Source organism: Paenibacillus sp. BR1-192 (assembly GCF_029542445.1).
GTDB lineage: Bacteria > Bacillota > Bacilli > Paenibacillales > Paenibacillaceae > Paenibacillus_AQ > Paenibacillus_AQ lautus_A.
On sequence record NZ_CP120718.1, the window covers coordinates 3739651 to 3764302 of the forward strand.

Sequence of the window (24652 nt, forward strand, 5' to 3'; positions counted from 1 at the left end):
CCTCCCGCATCTTATGACTTCACGAAGACCGTTTTGATGGAAGTGAAAAACTCGATCGCCGCTTGACCCTGTTCCCTGGAATGCGAGCTTGACATCTTCATCCCGCCGAACGGTGCCTGCAGCTCTACGCCGGCCGTTTCCGCGTTGATCCTGACCAATCCGGCATCCATATCCCGGATGAAAGACAGCATTGCGCCGACATTTTGCGTATAGATGGAAGCACTCAGCCCAAAGTCGCTGTCATTGGCCGTCTCTATGGCCTCCTCCAGGGAATCCACCGCGATCAACGCAAGCACAGGGCCGAAGATTTCTTCCCGGGCTATGGACATATGCGATGCTACACCCTCAAATACAGTCGGCTGGACATAGAATCCCTCTTCAAGCCCTGGAGCGTCCGCTCTTTTTCCGCCGGTCAGCAGTACGGCACCTTCATCATGCCCTTTTTGAATATAGTTCAGCACCGTTTCGAGCTGTCCTTCGTTCGCGCACGGTCCCATCCAGCTTTCGGATGACATGCCATCGCCCAGCCGGATTTCCCGGATTTGCGACAGGAGCTTTTCTTTAAAGGCTTCATATACTTTCCGCTCCACAATGACCCGGCTGGTGGCGGTGCATTTTTGGCCGGTGGATTTCAAGCCGCCGCTGATGGTCGCCTCGACTGCCAAGTCCAGGTCCGCATCTGCCGCGATAATGATCGGATTTTTGCCGCCCATTTCAAGCTGATACTTGGCCCCCCGCCCCAAAGCGGCGGCGCCGACCCGTTTTCCGACTTCGTTGGAACCTGTGAACGTAATCCCGTTGACATCCGGATGCTCGGAAAGCGCAGATCCGATCACCGATCCTCTGCCGCATACAAGATTGAGAACACCTGCCGGAATTCCCGCTTCCTCAAAGCATTCGATGATTTTGGCTGCCGTGACCGCCGTTTCCTGTGCGGGCTTTAACACAACCGTATTGCCGTATATCAATGCCGGGGCCGTCTTCCAAATCGGAATCGCTACGGGAAAATTCCATGGGGCAATGACGCCCACGACGCCAAGCGGTACTCGAGTCGTAAACATCAGCGCTTCGCTGTCCGTGGAAGGAATGACATCGCCGATTTTTCGCATCCCTTCGCCGGCGTAATACCTTAGGATCGCGACGCCGCGCATCGTCTCTCCCTTAGCTTCTGCGAGCGTTTTTCCCATTTCCCTCGTCATCGCCTCGGCGACCTCGTCGGCCCGGCGTTCCAGCACATTCGCGGCCTTGTACAGAACATTGCCGCGTTCCGCGCCGGTTAATCGCCGCCAGGCTCGGCCTGCTGCTTTGGCCGCTGCGACAGCACGGTTCAGATCCTCTATACCGGAAACCGGTACATACCCGACTACCTCATTCCGGCTTGCCGGATTGATGCTGGGTTCGGTTTCTCCGGACGCAGCCTTCATCCATTCTCCGTTGATATAGTTCCTGTATACTTGTTCTCCTTGAAATGCCGTCATGAAAGTACGTCCTCCTTATTCAAAACTAGTTTGATAAAACAGGGTTCACCAGCGTACCGATGCTGCTGATCGAAATTTCAATCCGGTCCCCGGGCTCAAGCGTGAACTCATTAGGCGGCACAATGCTCGTGCCTGTCAAAAGCACCGTACCGTCAAACAAATCATTGTCTTTTGCCAGGAAGGAGACCAGTTCATCCAGCTTTCGGTTTAATTCACTCGTACTGGCCTCGCTCTTAACGACCATGCGCCCCTCGCGGTAAATCTCGCAGACGATGCTGAATGCATATGGATTCTGCACCGTTTCCGCAAGCCGGATGGCCGGTCCGATGGAGCAGGATTTGCGCCATATTTTGGCTTGCGGCAAATACAGCGGGTTCTCCCCTTCGATATCGCGGCAGCTCATGTCATTGCCGACGATATATCCCACAATGCTGCCATCTGCGCCAAGCACCAATCCCAGCTCAGGCTCAGGGATCTGCCATGTGGAATCACTGCGCAGCGTGACGGCCTCGTTCGGTCCGATGGTGCGGGCGGCCGTGGATTTGAAAAAGATTTCCGGCCTTTCTGCCTCATAAACTTTGTCGTAAAATGTCTCCGCATCCAGTTTTCCATCCGTAGCTTCATAATTTCGTGCTTCGCGGCTTCGTTGATACGTAACGCCTGCCGCCCATACCTCCGGTGCTTCCACTGGCGTGACAAGGTGCAGAGAAGTCCAGTCACCAGCCAACTCATTCGCAGGACTAAAAGCGCTTTCAACCAGTTGGACAGGAGAGATCCCGCGCTCCCTGGCTTGATGGATCAAAGTCATAAAATCCGGCTGCGGCAGACGATAGGCTGCTTCATCATCCGTAACGGCTGCCAGCCGCTTCTGTTGCCTGTCTAGAAATCGAATAATTCTCATTCAGGCTTGCCCCCATTTCTTCCCCTTCGGGTTGATATTACTACGATAGCACCACCGATCGTCTATGACGATGCGCTAATCTCTACGACGATTTACCCTTTTCACGCAAGATTTTTCTGTTAAGATGAGTCTAACCGTTACTGGAAAACAGGACATACCGAGGAGGTTTGCTGTGAACAAGTTTTCCGAAGCCGTATATTTAGGCCGTCTGCCCGATGTTCGCATGTCTTTTCAATTATTGGGGCTGCATGCAAGAAAAGTGGGTTCCCGCTGGACTTATCCGTCCCACGAGCATTCCATGTACGAAATTCATTGGATGATGGACGGAGAGATGAATATGGTGGTAAATGGACAGCTGTACAAACAGTCCGTTGGAGACTTGTTGTTCATCCGCCCCGGTATGACGCATTCCTGCACTGGCGCCGGTCCGCAAGGTTTCACTTACTTTTCCGTCCATTTCAGCGTTCACGATACATCCTTTTGCAGAGAACTCAACCGCTGCAAGGACATTTATTATCCGGCTGATTCGGTTTTAGCCCAGGGACTGTCTTCTTCTCTCTCTACACTCTACTGTCTGGCCACAGAGCACTTATCCAGCCCGCCGCCGGCCTTCAAACAGATGAAAGTGCATGCCGCCGTCTTTGAACTGCTCGGCTCCCTGGTCGGACAGCTGTCTCAGACCCCATCCGTCACCTTATCGAAAAAAGAAGCTATCGCCCGACAGATCGCCGAGCAAATTGAAGACTCCGTAAAATATATCCATCTTCACGGTGAAATTCAGGAGACCGAGCGAACCTGGATCCAAGACATCGCCAAGGAGCTGAACCTTAGTCCGTCGCAGGTGAATCGGATCTTTCGTGAAGTGTACGGCAAAGCACCTCGCAAGTTCTTGTCAGAAACCCTTTTGGGCGAAGCTCAGCGGCTGTTAAAGCAAACGGATTTAAGCATGGACCATATCGCGATGATGCTAGGATATAAGACCAATGCGCATTTCAGCCGCCAGTTCAAGCGGTGGACGGGGATGGCGCCCAGTGAATACAGAAACCGAGTCCAGCAGCAATCATTAGATTATGGGCCGGATCCGCAGCTTCATTAAGAATGCGTATCACGAGCAATAAAGTTAATTGATGTTCACTCCTCCCTTTTCTTGGTGAACGTGTAGGAGCGGCCGGCTTCCCCCGTAAAGGAAACAGGGTCAAGTCCAGGTGCTTGTAAACGGCATGGACCGGAAAGTGCGCAGGACACGACCACTTCAGTAACCTGTCCCTTCGTCCAGGTGAAATTCAAGGTGAAGCCGCCACGTGCCCGCAGCCCTCTGACTTCCCCATCGCTCCAGCTGTTAGGCAAAGCGGGCAGCAAACGGATCAAACCAGCGTGGCTTTGCAGCAGCATCTCGGCAATGCCCGCCGTGCCGCCGAAATTACCATCGATTTGAAACGGCGGATGGTTGTCGAAAAGGTTAGGCAGCGTAGAGTGGTGAAGCATCGCTCTTACGTTTTCGTAAGCTTTGTCGGCATCCAACAGTCGTGCCCAGAAGTTGATGATCCACGCCCGGCTCCAGCCGGTGTGTCCGCCGCCGTTAGCCAACCTTCGTTCCAAAGTCGTCCGAGCGGCTGCGGCGAGCTCCGGCGTGGAATCCACGTTAATGCCTTCGCCCGGATAAAGCGCAAACAGATGGGAGATGTGGCGATGTCCCGGTTCCACTTCCTCGTAATCCTCCATCCACTCCTGAATTTGCCCATGTTTGCCGATCTGCGGTTTGGGCAGCCGCTTCAAGGCGGCAGCGAGCTCCTCGCGGAACGCCTCATCCTTCTCGATGATTTCTCCGCTGCGGATGCAAGCCTCAAACAGCGCTTCGATAATCTGAAAATCCATCGTGGCCCCGACGCAGAGAACACCTGTTTCGCCATTGGGCAGCATGTAGCTGTTCTCGGGGGAGACGGACGGACATGTCACCAGACCACCTTCGTTGTCCTCGATTAAATAATCGAGCAGGAACAACGCCGCCTCCTTCATCGTCTCGTATGCCCGCGCCAGAAAATATCGATCCTGACCGAATCGGTAATGCTCCCACAGATGCAGGCACAGCCAGGCGGCGCCCATCGGCCAGAAGGAAGCAGGAAGGTACGTATCCTGCGGGGCCGTGTCCGCCCAAATATCCGTATTGTGATGCGCGGTGAAGCCCCGGCAGCCGTACATGACGCCGGCCGTAACCCGCCCGGGCTCACGCATCCTTTCGATCAAATCGAACAACGGCTCGTGGCATTCGGCCAAATTACAGTTTTCCGCATGCCAATAATTCATCTGCGCATTGATATTGATCGTGAATTTGCTGTCCCACGGCGGGGTAAAGCTGTCGTTCCAGATGCCTTGAAGATTCGCGGGCAAAGAGCCCGGCCGGCTGGAGGCAATGAGCAGGTAGCGCCCGTATTGAAAATAGGTCGTGATCAGGCCGTGATCTTCCTCGCCGTGTTGGAACCGCTTCAACCGTTCGTCGGTCGGTAGCACGGCTTTGTCCGGATTCTCGGGCAGCTTCAGTTCGACCCGTCCGTACAGCTCGCGGTAATCGGCGACATGCCGGGCTAACAGCTCGGCATACGGAACTCGGCTCAACTCCTCCAGCCGCCGTTTGCCGTCAAGCTCCGGGTCGGGATGCCGGAACGTCGTTCCGGCGGCAAGCAGCAATGTGACCGAGCTTGCGCCGTCCACCAGCAAATACTCGCCAAGCGTGCGGCAGACGCCGCCTTCCGGGACCGCCTTCAAGACGGCGCTGAAGGAGCTGCCTCCTTCGCCGCCGCAATCCCCGCGCATGACCAGCCCGCTCGCCTCCCATTTGTCCGTCTTCTCCACGTACCTCCAGTTCCGGCGGTTGAATCGGGCTTTGAACGTGACCGCCTCCTGCTTGTCGGCGGTGATGCGGATGACGATCGCCTGATCCGGATAACTTGCAAACAGCTCGCGCGTATACCTGATCCCGCCGATCCGATAGCTGACCCGGGATAAACCGCGCTCCAAATCAAGCTCCCGCATGTAATCCTCGGCAACCTGGCCATGCTGACCGAACGACAGCAGCAGATCGCCGAGCGGCACATAGTGCCGCTGCGCTTCGGGCAGCCCCGCCATCGTCATCGCCGCCAGCTCCTCCGCTTCCTGCAGCCTGCCTTCCATAATCAGCTTGCGGATCTCGGGCAAATGGGGCAGCGCATCTTCGTTGTTGCGGTCGCGCGGGCCCCCGTACCATACCGAATCCTCGTTAAGCTGCAGCTTCTCCTCGGCCGTGCCGCCGAAGATCATCGCCCCCAGCCGGCCGTTTCCGATCGGCAGCGCCTCATTCCATTCGGCCGCCGGTTTCCTATACCACAAGTGATGCTTCAGTTCCATGCCATTCAAACTTGTCATGCTTCTCCTCCAATCCGCTATCGCTATTTGAACTAGTTCAGCTCCATCACATGACGAAAGGCAAATCGCCAAGGCAAAGCACCGGAAAATCGGGCGTAATCCATCCATTTAATCGATAGAGTCGATTTTCCAATAATGCTGATGGGCTTCAATGCGCATCCAAGCCACCTTCATTCCAATTTATTGTAACGATCCGATATAAGAATAAAAATAGCCTAATCCCGCATATTTGTACCTTATTTTGATATCACGGCCCCATATCAATGATCACTTATAACGAAAAAGCCCGCAGCGCGAGCTTTCCGTCCTTCCATCGCAATGCCGACCTCAAAAGCGCCGCGGGCACGCAAGCCTTGCCTCGAACAGCATTGATTTCGACTCGTCTGAAGTGCCGTACACATTTGGCCATTCGCTTCGACAGTCTGCGTCCTGAGCGAAGACTCCTGCCTCCAAGAAGCCGGGCTTATCGGGCCACGGTTTATTTCGATATTGTCGATGAATCGTAAGCAGCCTGCATGATTTCAATATAACGCGGCATGTTCAGACCCTCCAGCCCTTTCACGTAATCATCCCAATCCTTATCCAGGCTCTTGGCACCGGTGATGAACAGCAAGGCGTTCTGGTCAATATAGTCCTTGATGTTCGTCTGCATCATGCTGGCTTCGTCGGCAACCAGCGGGTCTACCCATAGCGCCCAGTGCGGGAAGATATCTTGCGGCTCCTTGCCTTCCATCAATAGCGTTGCCTCGTACAGGCGGCGTTCGTAACCGTCATCGGCGTAAATATCCGTGCCCTGTACCTCGGCATCGCGGTATGCCCGGTGATGGTTATATTGGGTTAATGCTCCCCAATTGTCATTGCGGGGCTGCTCCCCGGGTTCAAGCGGGATCGCTTTATAGAGCGGCTCCACTTTATCGTTCAGCGCGATTTCTCCATCCTGCGGCTTGCGCCAGCTTTTGCCTTCTTCACCGAGGTAGGAAAGCATCGCGCCTTCTTGCGTGTAGAAATAGTCCAGCATTTGAATGGCGGCGATTTGGGCCTCTTTGCTCGCTTTATTCGTCAGGACGAAGGATGCGCCCGGATCAATCGGATAGTTGAATGTTGCATAATCGGCATGCGGTCCTCGCAAAGGCGGAAGCGGGTTATAGTCCTTGCTGTACGGCGCGTCTTCTCCCGTCGTCAGGAACAAGGCGGGATGCATGCCGGCCCCGGCGCCCAACAGCTGTGCGTCCGCGTTATCCCCGATTTTTTTGTACGCGCCTGCATTTTGCGTAAAGGCTCCCGGGTCAATGAGCCCCCCATCATAAAGCGATTTGATGTAGGCCAGCGCTTCCCGCCATTCCGGTTTGTTCGCGGCGGTGTCTACCTGGCCCTCCTTCATGATGAGATACGTTCTGTCGTCGTTGTATATAAAGCCGTTCATAAGGTACGGGATTACGTGAACGCCGAAATTTTCGACGGATCCGCTGAGCGGCACTTCGTCCGCCTTGCCGTTGCCGTTCGGATCCTGTGTCTTGAAGGCCTCGAGAACCGCTTTGAATTCTTCCGGCGTCGTCGGCTGCGCAAGCCCCAGCTGATCAAGCCACTTCGTATTGATCCACATTTTATTCGGGTAGGAGCAGTGGAAGCATTCGTTTAAGCCGGTCAATCCGTAAATGTTGCCATCCGGCGCGGTGTTCATCGCTTTATAATATTCGTTGTTCTCCAGCACTTCCTTAATGTGCGGAGCATGCTCATCGATCAGTTCGTTCAGCGGGATGATCACCCCCTGCTGTCCGAACTTCAATAAGTCCGTCTGCGAGAAACGGTCTACCCATGGAATAAGCATATACAAATCCGGATAGTCGCCGGACGCGAGCGAGATTTGCCGTTTTTCGGCCGCGCCGTCAAACGGAACGGTTGTCCAATTGAATTGGATGCCGAATTGCTCTTCCATTTTTTTCGTAAACTTGTTGGTTTTCAGATCCATATCCGATCCTTGATGGGCAAAAACGTTGATCGTTACCTTCTCGCCGGAGTCCGGCATGCCGCCTTCCTTCCCTGCGCTTCCCGGGTTGTCATTTCCGCCGGAGCATCCGGCAAGCACGAAACTAAGCATCAGTATGAGAACAAGCAGACGAGTTGCTGTTTTCCTCAAATCAATCTCCCCCTCATGAATTGGTAATGCAACATAACGGGCTCTGCCCACGATCAGCCCTTCACGGAGCCAATCAGCATGCCTTGCACGAAATAGCGCTGCACGAACGGATAGATCACCAGCACCGGGAGGCTTGCCACCACAATAAGCGAGTATTTCATGAGCTCGGCCATTTGCTGCTGCTTCACCATCTCCCCGGCGTCCATATTGCCCGTTCCGCTTCCCAGGATGAGAATGCTGCGGAGAATGAGCTGAAGCGGATAGAGCGATTGCGATTTCAAGTAGATCAAGGCATCGAAATAGGCGTTCCACTGCCCCACCGCATACATAAGCGAGAGCACGGCGATAATCGGTTTGGCAAGCGGAAGAACGACGCTGAAAATGTAGCGGATGTCGCTGCACCCGTCGATGTCTGCCGCCTCGGAAAGCTCATCCGGGATCGAGGTCTGGAAGAAGGTTCTGGCGATAATGACCTGCCATACCCAAACGGCATTCGGAATGAGCAGCGCCCAGCGGGTATCGATCATGCCCATCGATTTGACGACCAGATAGGTCGGGATCAACCCGCCGGAGAACAGCATGGTGAAAGTAATGAAAACCATAAGCGGCGTGCGGCCGAAGAATGACTTTTTCGACAGCGGGTAAGCGACCATGATGGTCAGGGATACGCTGATGAACGTACCGGCAACGGTATAAAACAGCGAATTGGCATAGCCTGTCAGCACCTGGCCGTTTCGGAACACCGCCTCGTACCCTGCCAGCGATACGTCGACCGGCCACAGCCACACCTTGCCTGCAGAGACGGCGCTTGGACTGCTCAGGGACGAGCTTACGATGTAAATAAGCGGATACAGGACGGCAATTAAAACCAAGATCAGCAAGATGTAGGTCACGCTCAGAAAAATACGGTCCCCCAGCGACTCCTTGATCCTCACGCTCCGTCGGCTTCCGGAATGGGCCCGCAATGCGTTCATGTCACTCACTCCTTTTTGTGAAATTTACCAGAGGCTGGTATTGGATGCCCGCTTGGCAATGGCGTTGACGACTAGGAGCAGCACCAGATTGATCAAGGAATTGAACAATCCTACCGCCGTGGCGAAGCTGTAATTCGCGTTCAGCAATCCGATTTTGTACACATACGTGGAAATGATCTCGGACGAGGACAAGTTCAGCGGATTCTGCAATAAGTACATTTTCTCGAAGCCGAGTGCCATGATGTTGCCTACACTGAGAATCAGAATGATGACCGCGGCCGGCAGAATGCCGGGAAGATCGACGTTCAGGATTTTCTGGAACCGATTGGCGCCATCCACCTTGGCCGCTTCATATAATGACGGGTCCACTCCCGCCAGAGCAGCAAGATAAATCACCGCGGAATAGCCCATGGTTTGCCATACGTCGGACAGCACGTAGATCGTGCGGAACATGCCAGGCTCTCCAAGATAATTGACCGCTTCAAAGCCAAGCGCGCCAGCAATGGTATTCACGATCCCAAGACGCGGGGACAGGAACAGCATGATGATGGACACCATGACCACCGTGGAGATGAAATATGGCGCATAGGTGACCATCTGCACGGTTTTTTTGAACCTTGCGCTCTTCACCTCGTTCAAGGCCAACGCCAGCAGAATCGGGATCGGAAACCCGACGATCAATTGATAGAACGAAATGTACAGCGTATTTTTGATCAGTGTCACGAACGCAGGGTTGCGAAAAAACATCTCGAAATACTGTGTGCCGACCCATGGACTCCCCCAAATCCCTTTCATTACGTTATAGTTCTTGAATGCTAGCACGGCGTTTGCCATGGGCAAGTACTTGAAGATGATGAAGTACAAGACCGGCGGAATGACCAGCAGATACAGCTGCCAATGTCTTCTGAAGCTTCGATAGGCGGCTCTTCCGATTTCCGAGCGCTTGCCGCTCGGGGCTCTGACCGTTTTGGACTTGGAAAATAGAGTACTCAGTTCCATCCCTCCTTCGATGAGTAGCTGCCAATGAAGCCAGAACTTATTTGGCAGCGCTTTCTTGTGCGTAATCATAAAATTGCACGCTCGGCTTCGTAAAGGCACACTTTCTCCCTTGCCGTACAATTTCGGAAACGGATGCTTTCCAAGCCTTGATTTTACTAGGTTTTTCATTAGGCGGATTCGATTAAAAAACTCCGCCAAGACGTTCGATCCCCATCGATTAAGCAGACGGCTGACCTCCCTTTTACGCAAAAGATTGGCGAGATCGCCGTCTCCTTAATCGGCCATTTGCCGGAATGTGCTCGGCGACACGCCGCGAACCCGCTTGAAGGCCCTCCGAAATGAATGGGCGCTGTTATACCCCACCTGCGCGGCGATCTCGTCAATCGTCAATAGGTTCTCCTGCAGCAGCTCGGCCGCCTTGCCGATCCTCACCAGCTCAACGTAGTCCGAAGGATTCGTTCCCGTATGTTCCTTGAACATTTGGGAGATATACTTTTCGGGCTTGCCAATATGCTCCGCGATACGATAAAGCGTCAACTCTGCGTCGGAGTAACGCTCGTGGATATAGCGGCTGATCTCACCCACGGTCTCGGCATGCATGTCGCATTTTTTCTTCCGGACGTCCATGCAGATATCATGAATGAGCTTCCCGAATCTGTCCCTGAGCTGATCGACCCCGTCTGTCGTCGAAACGGCAGCGATCTGTTCCTTGATATGGTCGGTCAACGGCTCGTCGTGGAATATTTTTTGTTCGGCCAGCTTCAAAAAGGTTCCCTTGAGCTCCGTCACAAACTGCTGCGTCATATCGTACGACAGCTCCCTTTCTTCAAAGTTCCGGCTGAGCAGCTGGTCAAGAAGGCGGCTTGTTTCCTCCAGTTCACCCGCCTTAAGCGTATTGAGCATACGCTGTTCGGATTCAATCGGATAATAGTACAGCTCCGTTGCTTTCATCGCATCCTCGAACCGGGTGATGCCGACTGCCCCAGTATGGACGGCATATTCCAACGCTTGCTGCGCTTCGTTGAAAGAGTCAGCTACGCCGTTCCACGCGTCGAACACCGAACCCAGCCCGATCGTGATCGACAATCGATGCTGCCGATATACGGTATCGACCAGTTCGAGCAGACCGGCTTCCAGGCGACGATGTAAATCGTCCAGCGGCTCTCCGGCAAGCGCATGCACGAAAGCGATCTGGTCCGAACCCCAGTCCGTAACCAGCACATCGGGTTCCAGCCGACTCAAGGCCTGCCGGACGATCAACCGTGCGACGCTGAGTTCCTGGATGATTTCCTCACTGTCAGCGCTGCCATATCCGGCAACTTTTAGAATGCCTGCACGTCCATGCTCGCCGCGGAGGCGGACTCCGGTTTGACCGGAGACCGCCTCGATCTCGCGCAGCGTATAGAAGTCGCCTGTCAGCAGCCGCTTGATAAACGCATCCCTAAGCAGCGGGAGCTGATCGTTCAGTGAAGACTCCAGCAATTTATTGTTTGCGATCAGCGCCGCGATATTGCCGGCCAGGAAATCATACTCGTTACCGATCTTCTCCCGAGAAATGGGGTTTTGCTCGCGAAACACGGACAGGAGCGAATGGAGCTTAACACTGTGCCGGTACGCGAGCACAAGTCCGATCAGCAAACCGATGACCAGCGCAGCCAGCGTAAACGTCGTCGTGACCCGCTGGATTTTGTCGGCCTTCGTCAACAGCACCTGCTCGGGTATTCCGGCCATATAGGTCCACCCGTTCAGGTCGGACCGGATGGAAATCAACAGTCTGCCGTCGCCCGTGGGGCTGATTTCGCCGTTTTCGTCTCCCGGAGCTTCGGTGAAGCGCTTGGCTTCCTCTTCGCCGATGCCGCGGGACAGGATCAAGCTGCCTTCCCGGTCCGCAACCACCGCCCAGCCGCCGTATTGGTCCACGATGTTTTGCAGCAGGCTGCCCATATGATCTTCATCGATCATAACGCCGATCATCGCCTGTGGATTGTTGAAGCTGTTAAGCGGTATCGACTGCAGAAACGTGACTGCCGGCTTTTCGACAAACACCGTATCTCGGATTTCTCGCCTATATTTCTTAAGCGGAATCAACTCATTTAGATGAGGTTTCTTTATTACGGCCTCTTCCCATTCCTCGAACGTCATTCCTTCAAGCCGATTCGCCTCGTAATAATGCTCAGGCCGGTAATAGACGGTGCTCGGCGTAATAATGGCGTTATAATTGCGTATGTAGATGAAGAAATTGGACAGGTAATCGTTCGTGCTGCTGTACATGGACAGACTGCGCTGCATCCTCCCCAAGCCGTAAACGTTGTTGCTGTCGAGCGGCTTGGGATCGGCGATCAGACGATATAAATCCTGATTGATCGCAAGCTGCTTCGTGAAGGCTTCCACCTCCACCAGATGCCGCTCGATGATCTCTTTTCCCAGATTCAATGAACTCAGACTGTTTTCGATCGAGCTTGATTTTGCTACTTCAATCGAAGCCCTGTACGATGCATAACCTGCGATTTGGGGGATTAACAGCACAATCAGGTAGGAAATCAGAAATCTGCGGAACACCGGGGAGAACTTGGACCATAAACGCTGCATATGTACCCTCCTTCTATAGAAAGCGTTTTCAAATATGAAGCAATTCGATGATACACTTGACTGTTCGCAAGAAAAAGGTACAATTCCTTCTTCGGAGTACAATTGCAAACGATATGGCAATAGGTTAGGAGCGAAAGGACGCAAATTCCTTTACGAGGCAATATGATCAATCGGAGTTAATATAAACATTAAGCAGGAACCACTGCGAGCTGAGTGTCGGCACTTCGTGGATTTCCTTATTGATTACCAGCCCAGAACAAAGAGCCGCCCTTCCAAGTCACCCTTGTGACTTGAAGACAGCCCTTATCATACGCTTTGTTAACTGTACCGTAGACGATGTGTTACCGGAGTTCACCTACAAAAGTCGTAACGCTTTGCGCGGGAAGATGAGCCCAGAAATTGTTCCCTGTTACATTGAGAGACGTTCCGGGTTGAAGATTGCTGCTGCTGCTCGTGATCCACCTTGATACCTGCGAAACGGATCCATTCTGAAGGACAAAGTTCTGATTGACCCCGGAGTTGTTCCGGTTTATGGCAACGATAACGATTTTGTTGTCGCCTTTATAGGCGGATACGTAAACGTTCGTTTCTGGATTTTTCGAAGCATCCACCCTGACATAGCCGGGACGGACAAACTTGGAGAAATGAGCCATATTGTAGCCGCGTTTGCTGATCGTGCCGTCCTCTTTCATCGGACCGTAGGATCTGCGGATATACCACCATACGTAAGCTTGAAAATCTCCCTCTACCATCGCATTGTGGATATGGTAAGACACATCCAAGGCTTCAGGCCAGCGATCCGCCGAGTTGTTGTCGCTGTTCGGGTAATACACCTCGGTCATCCAGAGGTCTTTTCCCGCTCCTTTTTGTTTGAATAATGGATACGCAAAATTGCTAACTTGGGTACCGTACAGATGAGCGCCAAGAATATCCATATTGGCAAGCGCCTGGGGATCATTTAGAAACGGGTCCGACATATTTTTCAGATATTGGAACGATTCCGGTGCGATCACTCTGCTGTTGATCGATCCGGCATTTTCTTTCATAAAGCGAAGCATTTCCTGCGGCGTCCACCACGTCCAGTCATGCGCATAATCGGGCTCGTTCTGGACGGAAATCGCGTAGAGATTCACGCCATTGTTTCTCATGTAGGTTACGAAATCGTTAAGATGCTGGGCATACGCGGCATACTTGTCGTAACGAAGTCGCTTTGCCGACGTATCGCCGTTGCGGTTGAAGGTCTCGACCATGTCGGCGGGCGGATTCCATGGCGAAGCGAATACGATAGCTCCAAGGGCAATCGCTCGTTTGGCCGTATCCAGTTCACGGTACCACTGATTTCGGTCTTCGTGCACGTAGATTCTTAATATCGAGAATCCTAACTGGTTGTTTCCGTTTCCGAATGCGGTTTCTCTCTGTGCTGCCGTCAAATCTCCGATCCATGCCGGGTGGTTGATGCCTCCGAAACCGCGAATCACTTGTTTCTCAGACGATACATTCACAACGGCGTCGCTGGCTGCGGCAACATCGCCAGGTGCCGGCAAAAGGGACAACGCAAGGACAAGGGCCAAACATGCACTTATGGCTTTCTTATAACGTGAAATCAAGAAACGATTCATGAGACTGCTCCTCCCATAATTTTTATTGGATTCGTGACAGGATGCACTCGGGTTAAATTCATATCTGGCCTTTCAATTCCACTCCATCCCTTCCTCAGCTAGCAATCGCTTTATCGCTTTGGAAGCCTCGACGAATAGTTGGGGATTCGTGAATCCCTCGAACCTTCCAGCGGCCCGCAGATGCGGCTCCAAAGACAGAAAGCCGGAATACCGCCTGCGGCTAAGCTCTTGAAGGAGCAGACGTAGCTCGCCGTCTCCATCGCCTGCGGGCACGACCATCCCCTTCCCCATCATGGCGTCTTTGACATGGATATACGCCGTATAGTCGCCGACCAATGGGTAGGCCTCACCTACGGGTTTCACGCCGCACTGCACGAAATTCGCCGGATCGAATGCCGCCCGCAAATGGGGGGACGAAACTGATTGAAGCAACTCCAAGCATCGCTCGCCTGTGTCTCCGTAAATATGGCTTTCGTTTTCATGAAGCAGTACAATGCCTTCCTGCTCTGCCAACTGAGCGAGCCGAAGCATGCGCCGTATTACCTCTGGCCGATACTTCTCGTGGTCTCCGTTGGGAATGTAAAAGGAAAACACGCGGACATAAGGCGCCTGGAAATACTTAGCCAAACGAACGGCATGCTTGGCATGTTCGAGATGAGGTTCAAAGTCGTCGGTGATTTGGATTTTCCCGATCGGCGATCCGATTGAGGAGACTCCGACTCCCCGCTGCGATAATCGTTCTTTTATGCCAGACAACTCTTCTTCCGTCAACTGCAGCACGTTTTTCCCCCATACGCCTCGAAGCTCAAGATAACGGATGCTTTCGGATTCAAGGACATCCAGCTGTTCCTCCAAATCCGGGGAGATCTCATCCGCAAACCCGGTTAACGTGATCATTCGACCATTCCCTTTCTTAGCTGAAAATTTCGATAATCGCAAGCGGCGATTCCATAGTAAAATTACAATCCAATCACAGGTTGTAAAAGTTCATTAAGACGTTACAATTTTTTTAAAAGGAGGCGATTTTCGCATGGAGCTTGAATATCACCCTCATCTCGTACCGAATATCTTTCTGTTCGTAGACCGTAAATGTTATCCGGATTGGAAAATTCAGAAGTCCCGAATCGGATTTCATGATTTGACGTTCGTTGTTGAGGGCCGGGCAAACTACTACATTAACGGCAAAAAATTTGCAGTCGAAGCAGGCGACCTGGTATACGTTCCCGGAGGAAGCGTACGAGAAGCCCATACATGTAAGGAATCGCCCATGCATGCGTATCCGTTCAATTTTTTCTGGGCCGATCCGCATAATTATATCCGGCTTCCGTTTGGCGTGGTCACAAAGAAATTGATCACCAAGGAGATTCTTGCCTACATCCGGGAGTTCAATCACGTGTGGATGAATAAACAACCGTTTTATATGATTCATGCACGTGCATTGTTCGAACTCATTCTCCACCGGCTGCTTCACGCCATGCATCGCCAAACGATCCTGCATATGGATCCGCGGATCAAGAAACTGACCGCATTCATCGAAGAACACTATGCCGAGGACTTGTCAATAAACGATTTTGCCGAGCAGTTCAATCTTCACCCCGTTTATTTAGGAAAACTATTCAAAATAAACACCGGTTCGACCTACAAGGAATACCTGCAGCGCGTTCGCGTAAATAATGCTGAAATCATGCTGGCGACCGGCAATTGTACTGTAACGGAAGCTGCGGAATGCTGCGGTTTTTATGACCTTTCCTATTTCAGCAAAGTGTTCAAGGAATCGAAAGGCTATCCTCCCTCTGCCATTAAGAGGCATTAATCGAAATCGCTTTCCAACACGAATGGCTTTACCTGAAGCCGCCCTCCTAATCGAAAGAGGATGCGAGGGCAGCTGTTATGCTTGACGATCCCTGCTCACTTTTTCCAAACTGTATCAATCGCGGCCTGGAACGGCGCTTTGTATTTCTCGACGACCGTCGAAACCGGGATGCCTTCCATGATCTCCCCTATAAAATCGTAATAAGGCATCGATGGATATCCGCTCTCGGTATCGATCACTTTTATGCTCTCACCGGCCATCTTGGCATTTTCAATATCGTCCTCGTTGCTGAATAAAGTCTCCAGCGTAGATTGTTTCGGATAGTCGTAGATCGAGTCGATATCGTTGATTTTCTCATAAATGTAGACCAGTCGTTCGGGATGCTCCACCGCGCTTGGAATCGTCAAGTAGTTTGGGATCGTATTATGCGAATGATACCCTGTGGCGCTTGGCCCTTTCGGGAATGGAAGAAAGCCGATATCGTAATCCGGCATGTCCTGCTTGAAGTTTTCCATTTCATAGTCGCTGCCTGCAAGCATCAATGTGTTGCCTTGGCGGAAAAATTGGCCCGCCTCAGTCCAGTCCCCTCCTTCCGTAGGCCTGCCAACCGCCTCGGTTGCAAGTCGCGATAAGAAGTTCAATACTTCCAAGGTTTTTGGATCCTCGAGTCCTTGCTGATCGAGAATGACCAGATTCGCCTCGTTCGAAGCCATCGCAGGAACCAGCAGGGAAGCGGTTGCAAGCCCCCAAATATCCAACTTGCCGTCGTTATTTGAATCTTTGTTCGCTTCTTTCGCGACTTGAATGAATGTGTCCCAGTTCCAGTTGTCTTCGTTGACGTATTCCTGCAACGGCTTTATGCCCAATTGATTCATTAGCGTGCGATTATAGAAAATGCCGGATGATGCGCCGTTGATGCCGGTCCGAAATCCGTAGCCTCTTCCTTCGTATTGGGAGTACTCGTTCGTGTACTGCTGTATGAATACCTTCTCATTCTTGGTGTATTCATCCACTGGCGCGAACAAACCTTGATTGACCAGCGTCGGAATCATCCATGGCCTTGCAACCCGGATGATATCGCCGATCGGTTCGCCCGCTACCAGCGAAGCTGTCACCTTGTCCTGATATTCGCCGAAATCCACGGTTACGTATTCCATTTTAAAATTATGCTTTTCCATTAACTCTTCCAAATTTCGTTTCCGATTAATGTTGTCAGGGTTGTCTTCCTGAATGGACTCGTCATACCAGGACACCCATTTGATGGTGCTGCCGCCCATATCAAAATCCATTTCCGGCGTACCGGTTATGTCTTCTTGGGCGCTTGGTTCGTCTGCCCGTTCCTCGTCTTTCACTCCAGGCTCGTTGACGGCCTCATTCGCTATGCCGGGTTCGCTCGACTTCAGATCACCGCCCGAACCGCTGCTGCATGCCGTCATGATCACCAGAATCAGGCTGCAGAACAGCAGACTGATCTTACGCATCCACATGCGTTATTCCCCTCCCTTGGTCATGGCTGCATTCATGTTGCAGCGCTTACATTTTGTAGCTACCAAGATCATATAACTGCTTGCTTTAACGGACCATAGAGAAACTAAACATGATTTGTAAATTCTAAAAGTGTTGATGCTCTGGGCAACGCAAAGGGCCGGAAAGTGGAAAGCGCATGAGCATCTGCTAGACGGTGTGCCCAATCTGAATTCATCATTGGCAAAGGATTAACCTCGGGTTCACGTCGTCAAAACGCAAAAGAAGCGCTGCGTACCCGCACACGGGAACACGGCGCTTCTTTTGTTCTTCATGTTCAACAATTCGCACAAACCGAGAAAAGTTGTTGTTCCGTCAGCCTTCCACCAATGCTTCCACCTGCACATCCAGGTATACGGACGCAAGCGCTGGATTCAGGTCCTTCTCTTCCGTCAAGCCCAGCATCGGTTCACCGTCAACGTCGAAATGCACGCGACGGAGACCCGAGCAGCGGGGCTCTCCGATGCCTGGACGAGCGTGATATACGCTCCAGATCGTTCCTTCCTCGTCCTTCACATAAGAATTGTGTCCTGGCCCGTATTCGCCCGGCACGCTTCTGGAGGTTAGCAGCGGGTAATTTCGCTTCGTCCATTGGTTCGGGTCAAGCAAATCAGCGTCAGAATTGACGGTGAGCATGCCGACGCAATACGTGGCATCGACCAGAGCACCGGATATCGTCACGAAGATCTTCCGGTCTGTCATGAGTGCAAAGGGCCCTTCCTCCACGAACGTTTGATTGTTCGCCCAGCCGTAATCGGGCTTGGACAGCAGGACAGGCTCCGATATCAGTCTCCACGGTTCCCTCGGATCCGCCTCGGCGATATAGATCCACGAGCCCAGGTCATGCGGTACCAATTCCCTTTGCGCCCAGAGCACATATAAACGGCCTTTCCGCTCTAATACGGTCATGTCCAGCGTTATGCCGGCTTGAAACAGCGGGCTTCCGTCATGCCTGGCGACCCGGATCGGGGTCCCCCAATCCGCAGCCATTCTCGGATTGCCGCCATTCTTTAACCGCATAACATGCGATTGAATGTCTTTGAACTCGCCGCTGCTGCCGGCAAGAAAAATATACAGATCGCCGCCGATGCCATGAAGCTCAGGCGCCCACAGAAATCGCTTCAGATGATCATGCATGCCTGAATCCAGGATTTTGGTTTCTTCTGCCGAGACCAGACCGAATATGGAATCCGCCTCCCGGATCGATATCGTATGGTTGCCGTCGGCATCATTGGTCGCGACAAAATAATACCTTCCGTCCCACTGCGCAATGCAAGGGTCGGCACGGTTCATCGCCATAGGAAACGTATAGCGATCCTGCCGAATGCTTCCAGAAATGCGATAAGTTCCGGGACGGCTCCAATCGATCTCGGACGCATCCCACTCAATCGGCTTGATCGCGGTTGTGCCATCACTGTATATCGCCGTCACTTTAACGGCTTGTAACTGTTCTTTGGACGTAACGGCCACACGCTCCGGCAGTTCATTACGCACATGAACCGGTACCGTAAGCTTATGAATCAGCCTCTGAGCCACGCCTCGCGATACACGAATCGCATTGCGGGGCACTGCTCCTTCAATGTCGACGCGTCTCGGGCTTAGCGTGAAAGCTTCGCACGGCTTCGGCTTGGCAGCGTCGTCCGGGCATGTCACGTCCGCCATTTCCCTTTGATAATACCTACCGTCTTCTTCACGCCAACGAAGGATATACCTTCGGGAAGCATGTTCATATTCGCACATGATATCTTGTACATGAAGCCCGTTCGTTAGGTTCAACAGACCGAGCTCCCGATACTGCAGCAAGTCCGGGGAAGTGAACAAAAGCACCGAGCCCTTGCTCTGCTGATCGGGAGAACCGTCCGCTTCCGTCCGAATGGCCAGTACGCCAAAGTTTCCGTCAGCCATGTGGAACAGGTACGGATTCTTCAAACTCTTGGCGGACAGCGTGGCGTTTGAGCGCTCGGCGGCTTTAGCGAACAGCACCCCCGAGTTGTGATTAAGCTCCCGATAACTCATTCCGTCATCGGTGTAAGCGAGATGCATGCTATATGCAAACTTCGGGGAATAGATTTCCGGTTCAAGCGGTTCTCTCGTATAGCAGAGAACGCTGTGAATTTCATTTTCCATACGCTGCTCCTTCCCTCCTAACGGATAAGGCTTTTCAAGAATAATCTCTTCCAGCTTTGCACCCGGCTTCGAGTAATGAATATTCACTCCGATCGTCCCGCCGAACAGGAACGTTATATGAAACCTCCGACAACTTACATCTCTCAAATCTCCATTACGGAAATGGCAATTTTACCGATCTCAGTATCCTCCTGTTTGATCGTACTAGTCCTCAGCCTAGATCTATCGCAGGAATGGATGATGATCGGCTGGACACACAGAATATTTTATTTTTCTCTCTTCACTATAATTTTGTACGCGTTACTTTGAAGTAAATTTGATAAGGTTCGTACCCGATATCCCGAATTCGTTTGAACGTGATGGCAGGTTCCTGGTTGACTGTCTTGAAGAAATACCGCCAACTCCCCCATTCACGTTCATTTTCGTTCTCGATAGCGGACGCAATATCCTCATCCCTCATATAGAGCTGCTGTTCAGATTCGCACAAGCCTGCCAACACTTCTGGCCCGTATCGGAAGGCACCTGTTCGTTCGTCGTCCGGTAGCGGAACAAACCGAATGCCGATTGGCAGCATAATCGAGACGGTATCGCCTTCCTTCCATGCTCTGTGAATGTCATAGAAGTTCTCACTGTCCAGAGTCGTCCCCTGCAGAACGTCATTGACGTACACGGATGCTCCCGCCATGATCCACTCAGGTATGCGGAAGCGGAGCGTGAACGTTGTCGGTGCGGCAGCAGATACAATGAAATCGTATTTGCGAAAAGTAGGTATATTTTCATTTATCGACGCTGTATCATTAATAGCTTGGTACCCGGCCGTGTTAGACGAGGATAGGAGGCTCCCGCTCATTTTGTCCTGCGTCTGTACGATCCGTATGAGGGTTCCAGCGATACTTGTGTCCAACTCGGAATCGAAATATTGATTGATATAGACGATATCCCCGTCCTGATAATAAATCCCCATGTTCCAGGCCGCATTCGCCTGAACCATCGTGCCGTGGCAGCAGAAGAAGCTGTCGGTTTCCGTGCTCCACTCCTTGCGCAGACCGGCCTTCATGGGGAGGAAATAGGTCAGCAGGCCGGTTCTAGGATAGTTATGCTGACTACCAGTCAAACCATATTCCTGATAATAGGCTTGCGCCATAATGCCATTGTATAGATTGTACTCGATATATTGCGCGTAGGTAGGGTCGCCAGATTGACGAAATAAGAAATCTGCTAGTCGGATCATGTTATAGACAGTACAATGCTCCTGATTTTTGTCACCTAGGCGGGCCTTCATCTTCATCTTCGGCATCCAGACCTCTCCAGCGGTTTGACCGCCTGTCGCAAGGCTTCCCCTTTCCGTTACAGCGCAATTCCAATACGCTTGGACGATGGACAGCCACCTGTCATCTCCGGTAACCTCATAAGCTCTCGCACAGCCGAGCACTTCCGGTATCGTAGTGTTAGCATGCATATTCGTAAGCGGATCCTTGCCCTCCAGCAAGGGTTGAAAGAGCCGACTGCGATAATACCGGTCTAACAGCACACGATATTTGTCCGCTCCGGTTATGTGCAACAGATCGGCCCAAACCTCAAGCATTCCGCCTGTCTCCACATCGAGAATATCGTCGAATTGCTCTCTTGTGAATGTGCCGCTCCATTCGACAAACCAGTCCGCGAACCGATCCACGATATCCAGGGCCTGCCGATTACCGGCATATTGCCAGGCATCGACCAACCCCATTAATATTTTGTGCAAATTGTATTGGGGCGCCCAGATGCTTTTTCCGCTTGCAATCCAGTGCAGATATTTTTCGGGAATCGGACCGACCCACTGACCGCCGTTATCGCGTTGGCATTCATGCAACTCATGCACAATAGCATCCAGTTTGGCCTTTAATTCGATGTCGCCGCTTTCTTCATAATGCAACGCCGCACCAGACAACCAATGACCAAGAAAATGGCCGCGCAATTGGCAGACCGGCGATTCCCAACCGCCGTGCGCACCTTCGGGAATCGTTCTTCCATGAAATCTTCCGGCCTCCAAATGATAATTAAACAACAGATGACCGCTGTCCAGCTTCATCAGATAGCTTCTGTTCGCTCGTTCCCTGCGAATCAGTTCTTGCTCTTTCAAAATGACCTGTTTGCCTCTCAATGCTTTCATTGAGTTCCTCCCTTCGATATGTCGGCAGAACGAGCTTTTTAATCTTTCAGCCCGGATACCGCAATGCCTTTAATAAAGTACTTTTGTCCTAACATAAACAGCATAATAGGCGGAACGAGAACCATCGTGGCCGCCGCCATCAACAACTCCCATTGAGCTGTGTAATAGCCAATAAATTGCTGCAGGCCAAGCGCCAGCGTGAACTTAGATTCCTTGTTGATGTAAACAAGAGGGCCCAAAAAATCGTTCCACACACCCAGAAACTGAAACAGCGCAACCACAATAACGGCCGATTTGGATAAAGGAAAAATAACATGCGTGAGAATGTAAAAATAACCTTCTCCGTCAACAAGAGCTGCTTCGTCAAGTGATTTGGGGATCGTTCTATGCGATGACCCGGCACCACTTTCTCATAATCATCCATCCACTCCCGGCTGGCTGGAGGTAATAAGTAAATATCGGCCGAATTGAAAATAGGTTCGAACAGCCCCTTATCCTCTCAGCCCTCCCTTAAACCGTTTCAGCCTGTCTCCGGTCGACAGCGTGTTTTTTCCCAGCTATCTTGCAGACTAAGGGTCACCCGGATGAACAGTTCAGTGTAATCTTTACTATGTCGGGCAGCAGCTCAGAATAGGAAACTTGGCTCAATTTCTCCAACGTTCATAAAGATCCATCTTTGTGTTTTCCATATCGTCTATTTCACAGTAAGCATCTGGCGGCGTCATACCACCACGGAAGGGTCGCTCTTGCGGGACATGCCGCGCTGGGCGGAGATCAGATTGTAGTAGATCCCCTGCTTTTTCATCAATTCTCGATGCGTGCCGATTTCGGCGATCCGCCCCTTATCAAGGACGATTAGTCGGTCGGCATTTCGCAGCGTGGATAGACGATGCGCGATAGCGATCGTCGTGCGATTCTTCGTCACCCGTTTCAGCGCTTCCTGGATGGCGGCTTCCGTCTCGATGTCAAGCGAAGCCGTTGCCTCGTCCAGAATGAGGATTCGGGGATCGTTCAGCACGGCCCGTGCGATCGCTATGCGTTGACGCTCGCCACCAGACAAGTTGTTCCCGTTCTCTTCGAGCCTCGTATCGTAACCGTCGGGCAAATTGATGATAAAATCATGCGCGTTCGCGATTTTGGCCGCCTCGATTACTTCTTCCGGTTTCGCGCCCGGCTTCGAATACTGAATGTTCTCCGCAATCGTCCCGCTGAACAGGAACGTCTCCTGCAGCACGACTCCGATCTGCGAGCGCAAATCTTCCTGCCGGATCATCCGGATATCGATATCGTCGATCCGAATCTCCCCTTCGTTCACATCATAAAAACGGGAAATCAGATTGATCGTCGTTGATTTGCCCGATCCGGAATGGCCGACGAGTCCGATCATCTCCCCCGGCTTCACGGTGAGGTTGATTTCCTTCAGAACAGGCTCATACGATCGGTAACCGAAAAAAACGTCGCGGAACTCGATCGAGCCCCGAATCCGGTGGCCCACCGCGTTCTTTGCATCGATGACTTCCGGCTGCTCGTCGATCACCGAGAATACACGATGCATAGATATGACGGCATTCGCGATCCAGCGCGGCATGAACATCAACCAGGAGATCGGCCCGAATATCATTGCGGCGTAAGCGCTGAACTGAATCAGTTCGCCAACGTTCATTTCCCTGCCGATAATCATGTAGCAGCCGATCATGAGGACGAGATATTGGCCGATCTGAATCAAATAATTCGAGATCGGCGATAAAACGCTGTACAATTTCTCGCTCTTGATCGCGGCTGCGGCAAATTCGCCGTTGTATTTCCGGAATCTGCGGATTTCCCGCTCTTCCTGTCCGAACGCCTTCACGACCCGGATGCCGCTTAAAACGTCGTGAAGGAATGAGTTCGCCTTATCGGAGATTCGCCACTGCTTGTGAAACAGCTTGTGCAGCACGCGTCTCCAAATATGGTAGTGCAGATAAGCAACGAACGGAGCGGGAAGGAGCACGACCAGCGCTAGCCGCCAATCGGCGGTAAAGAGCAGCGCCGCTGACGCGACCAGGATGATCAGTTGGTAGATGGCCGTTGTGCACATCTCCTGAATCAAATGACGGATGCGGTCCGTATCGGCCGTCACCCTGTTCATCAGGTCTCCTGCCCGCTGGGACGTCAAAAATCCGAGCGACATGTTCTGAATCCGATCGAATACCGTTTTGCGCAAATCGGCCGCAATGCCCGTACTGACGCTGGCCATGATCCGGTTTTTGGCGATGCCGAGCAGCTCGCCGAAGGCCAGGGCGAACAGCATCCCGGCGAGGGCAAGGAAGAACACCCTAACGTTCGCTTCTTGCCCGGCGGGGGGCAGCAGCGCAGCGTTAACGAGTAGCTTCTGGAAATAGGGTCCAGCCATCGCCAGTCCCGAAGCGACGATCAGAACGCCAAGCCCAAGCATTAAGCCTCGCCAGTGCCTTCTCGACACGAGAAGCAGTCGTTTGAAAGCGGCTGTTCTGCTCATGCATCGGGGACACACCCGCGTACCCGGGACAAGCGATCGTCCGCAAGCTGCACAAACCGGATCCGCTTCATCATGATAAATACGGATGGGGCGAGTGGCAGCCATGTCATTCAAGATTTGGGCGATATAGCCGTACCTGGCCGCATGCTGCATCGTCACCCGGACGACGATTCGCTTCGTCTCGTTCTCCGTGGCTTCGAGCACTGCATTGCCAACGAACGGCACCAGCTTATAATCGCTGGCGTCCGCGATGTTTCCCTCATCTCGCACCTGGCCGTCTTGCACATAGGCCCACCTGCCACCGCCGATCGCAAGATAGCCTTCCACCCGCCGCCCTTCCAGCGACAGGTCGGCCGGGACGCAATAAGCGATCTCCGCTCCGACGACTTGCCGCACCGCCGCTAGATCCTGCTCTGAAAGCGTGAAATTCAAATTCATCGATT

The 24652-nt window shown here is 52.5% G+C and carries 16 protein-coding genes; 2 read left to right on the forward strand and 14 right to left on the reverse strand.

Features of this window, described 5'->3' with window-relative positions:
- Positions 1 to 11: 11 nt before the first annotated feature.
- Together gucD and P0X86_RS16630 are read right to left on the reverse strand one after the other, a co-directional pair.
- The gene (gene gucD, locus P0X86_RS16625) at positions 12 to 1478 is read right to left on the reverse strand and encodes an alpha-ketoglutaric semialdehyde dehydrogenase GucD (protein WP_277745910.1); all 1467 of its coding nucleotides are present in this window, start codon (positions 1476 to 1478) and stop codon (positions 12 to 14) included.
- Between the two features lie 25 nt (positions 1479 to 1503).
- Complete coding sequence (locus P0X86_RS16630) at positions 1504 to 2379, reverse strand: fumarylacetoacetate hydrolase family protein (protein WP_277745911.1); 876 nt, start codon at positions 2377 to 2379, stop codon at positions 1504 to 1506.
- Positions 2380 to 2551: 172 nt separating this feature from the next.
- On the opposite strand from P0X86_RS16630, the gene P0X86_RS16635 reads away from it, so the two are divergent.
- Positions 2552 to 3475: an AraC family transcriptional regulator gene (locus tag P0X86_RS16635; protein ID WP_277745912.1), complete on the forward strand. Its 924-nt coding sequence runs from the start codon at positions 2552 to 2554 to the stop codon at positions 3473 to 3475.
- Between the two features lie 35 nt (positions 3476 to 3510).
- On the opposite strand, the gene P0X86_RS16640 is transcribed toward P0X86_RS16635, so the two are convergent.
- From P0X86_RS16640 to P0X86_RS16670, 7 genes are all read right to left on the reverse strand, one after another.
- Complete coding sequence (locus P0X86_RS16640) at positions 3511 to 5778, reverse strand: glycoside hydrolase family 95 protein (RefSeq protein ID WP_277745913.1); 2268 nt, start codon at positions 5776 to 5778, stop codon at positions 3511 to 3513.
- 478 nt (positions 5779 to 6256) lie between these two features.
- Positions 6257 to 7915, reverse strand: coding sequence for an ABC transporter substrate-binding protein (locus P0X86_RS16645; RefSeq protein ID WP_096774563.1), 1659 nt, complete (start codon positions 7913 to 7915; stop codon positions 6257 to 6259).
- A 53-nt stretch (positions 7916 to 7968) separates the two neighbouring features.
- Entirely contained in the window at positions 7969 to 8889 is a 921-nt protein-coding gene (locus tag P0X86_RS16650) for a carbohydrate ABC transporter permease (RefSeq protein ID WP_015735508.1), read from the reverse strand.
- A gap of 24 nt (positions 8890 to 8913) precedes the next feature.
- Entirely contained in the window at positions 8914 to 9888 is a 975-nt protein-coding gene (locus P0X86_RS16655; protein ID WP_176502406.1) for an ABC transporter permease, read from the reverse strand.
- A gap of 273 nt (positions 9889 to 10161) precedes the next feature.
- On the reverse strand, positions 10162 to 12477 hold the full coding sequence (locus P0X86_RS16660) for a helix-turn-helix domain-containing protein (protein WP_213578726.1): 2316 nt from the start codon (positions 12475 to 12477) through the stop codon (positions 10162 to 10164).
- Between the two features lie 341 nt (positions 12478 to 12818).
- On the reverse strand, positions 12819 to 14084 hold the full coding sequence (gene xynC, locus P0X86_RS16665) for a glucuronoarabinoxylan endo-1,4-beta-xylanase XynC (RefSeq protein ID WP_481858299.1): 1266 nt from the start codon (positions 14082 to 14084) through the stop codon (positions 12819 to 12821).
- An 84-nt stretch (positions 14085 to 14168) separates the two neighbouring features.
- The gene (locus tag P0X86_RS16670) at positions 14169 to 14993 is read right to left on the reverse strand and encodes a sugar phosphate isomerase/epimerase family protein (protein ID WP_277745915.1); all 825 of its coding nucleotides are present in this window, start codon (positions 14991 to 14993) and stop codon (positions 14169 to 14171) included.
- Positions 14994 to 15126: 133 nt separating this feature from the next.
- Here P0X86_RS16670 and P0X86_RS16675 point away from each other — a divergent pair, with 133 nt between their 5' ends.
- On the forward strand, positions 15127 to 15909 hold the full coding sequence (locus P0X86_RS16675; protein WP_096773837.1) for a helix-turn-helix domain-containing protein: 783 nt from the start codon (positions 15127 to 15129) through the stop codon (positions 15907 to 15909).
- A 95-nt stretch (positions 15910 to 16004) separates the two neighbouring features.
- On the opposite strand, the gene P0X86_RS16680 is transcribed toward P0X86_RS16675, so the two are convergent.
- From P0X86_RS16680 to P0X86_RS16700, 5 genes are all read right to left on the reverse strand, one after another.
- On the reverse strand, positions 16005 to 17396 hold the full coding sequence (locus tag P0X86_RS16680; protein WP_277745916.1) for an ABC transporter substrate-binding protein: 1392 nt from the start codon (positions 17394 to 17396) through the stop codon (positions 16005 to 16007).
- A 352-nt stretch (positions 17397 to 17748) separates the two neighbouring features.
- Positions 17749 to 19647, reverse strand: a complete 1899-nt coding sequence (locus P0X86_RS16685) for a family 43 glycosylhydrolase (RefSeq protein WP_277745917.1) — start codon at positions 19645 to 19647, stop codon at positions 17749 to 17751.
- A gap of 196 nt (positions 19648 to 19843) precedes the next feature.
- The gene (locus P0X86_RS16690; protein WP_277745918.1) at positions 19844 to 21712 is read right to left on the reverse strand and encodes a beta-L-arabinofuranosidase domain-containing protein; all 1869 of its coding nucleotides are present in this window, start codon (positions 21710 to 21712) and stop codon (positions 19844 to 19846) included.
- 38 nt (positions 21713 to 21750) lie between these two features.
- Complete coding sequence (locus tag P0X86_RS16695) at positions 21751 to 22092, reverse strand: carbohydrate ABC transporter permease (RefSeq protein ID WP_277749046.1); 342 nt, start codon at positions 22090 to 22092, stop codon at positions 21751 to 21753.
- A gap of 341 nt (positions 22093 to 22433) precedes the next feature.
- Complete coding sequence (locus P0X86_RS16700; RefSeq protein ID WP_277745919.1) at positions 22434 to 24647, reverse strand: ABC transporter ATP-binding protein; 2214 nt, start codon at positions 24645 to 24647, stop codon at positions 22434 to 22436.
- Positions 24648 to 24652: the final 5 nt, after the last annotated feature.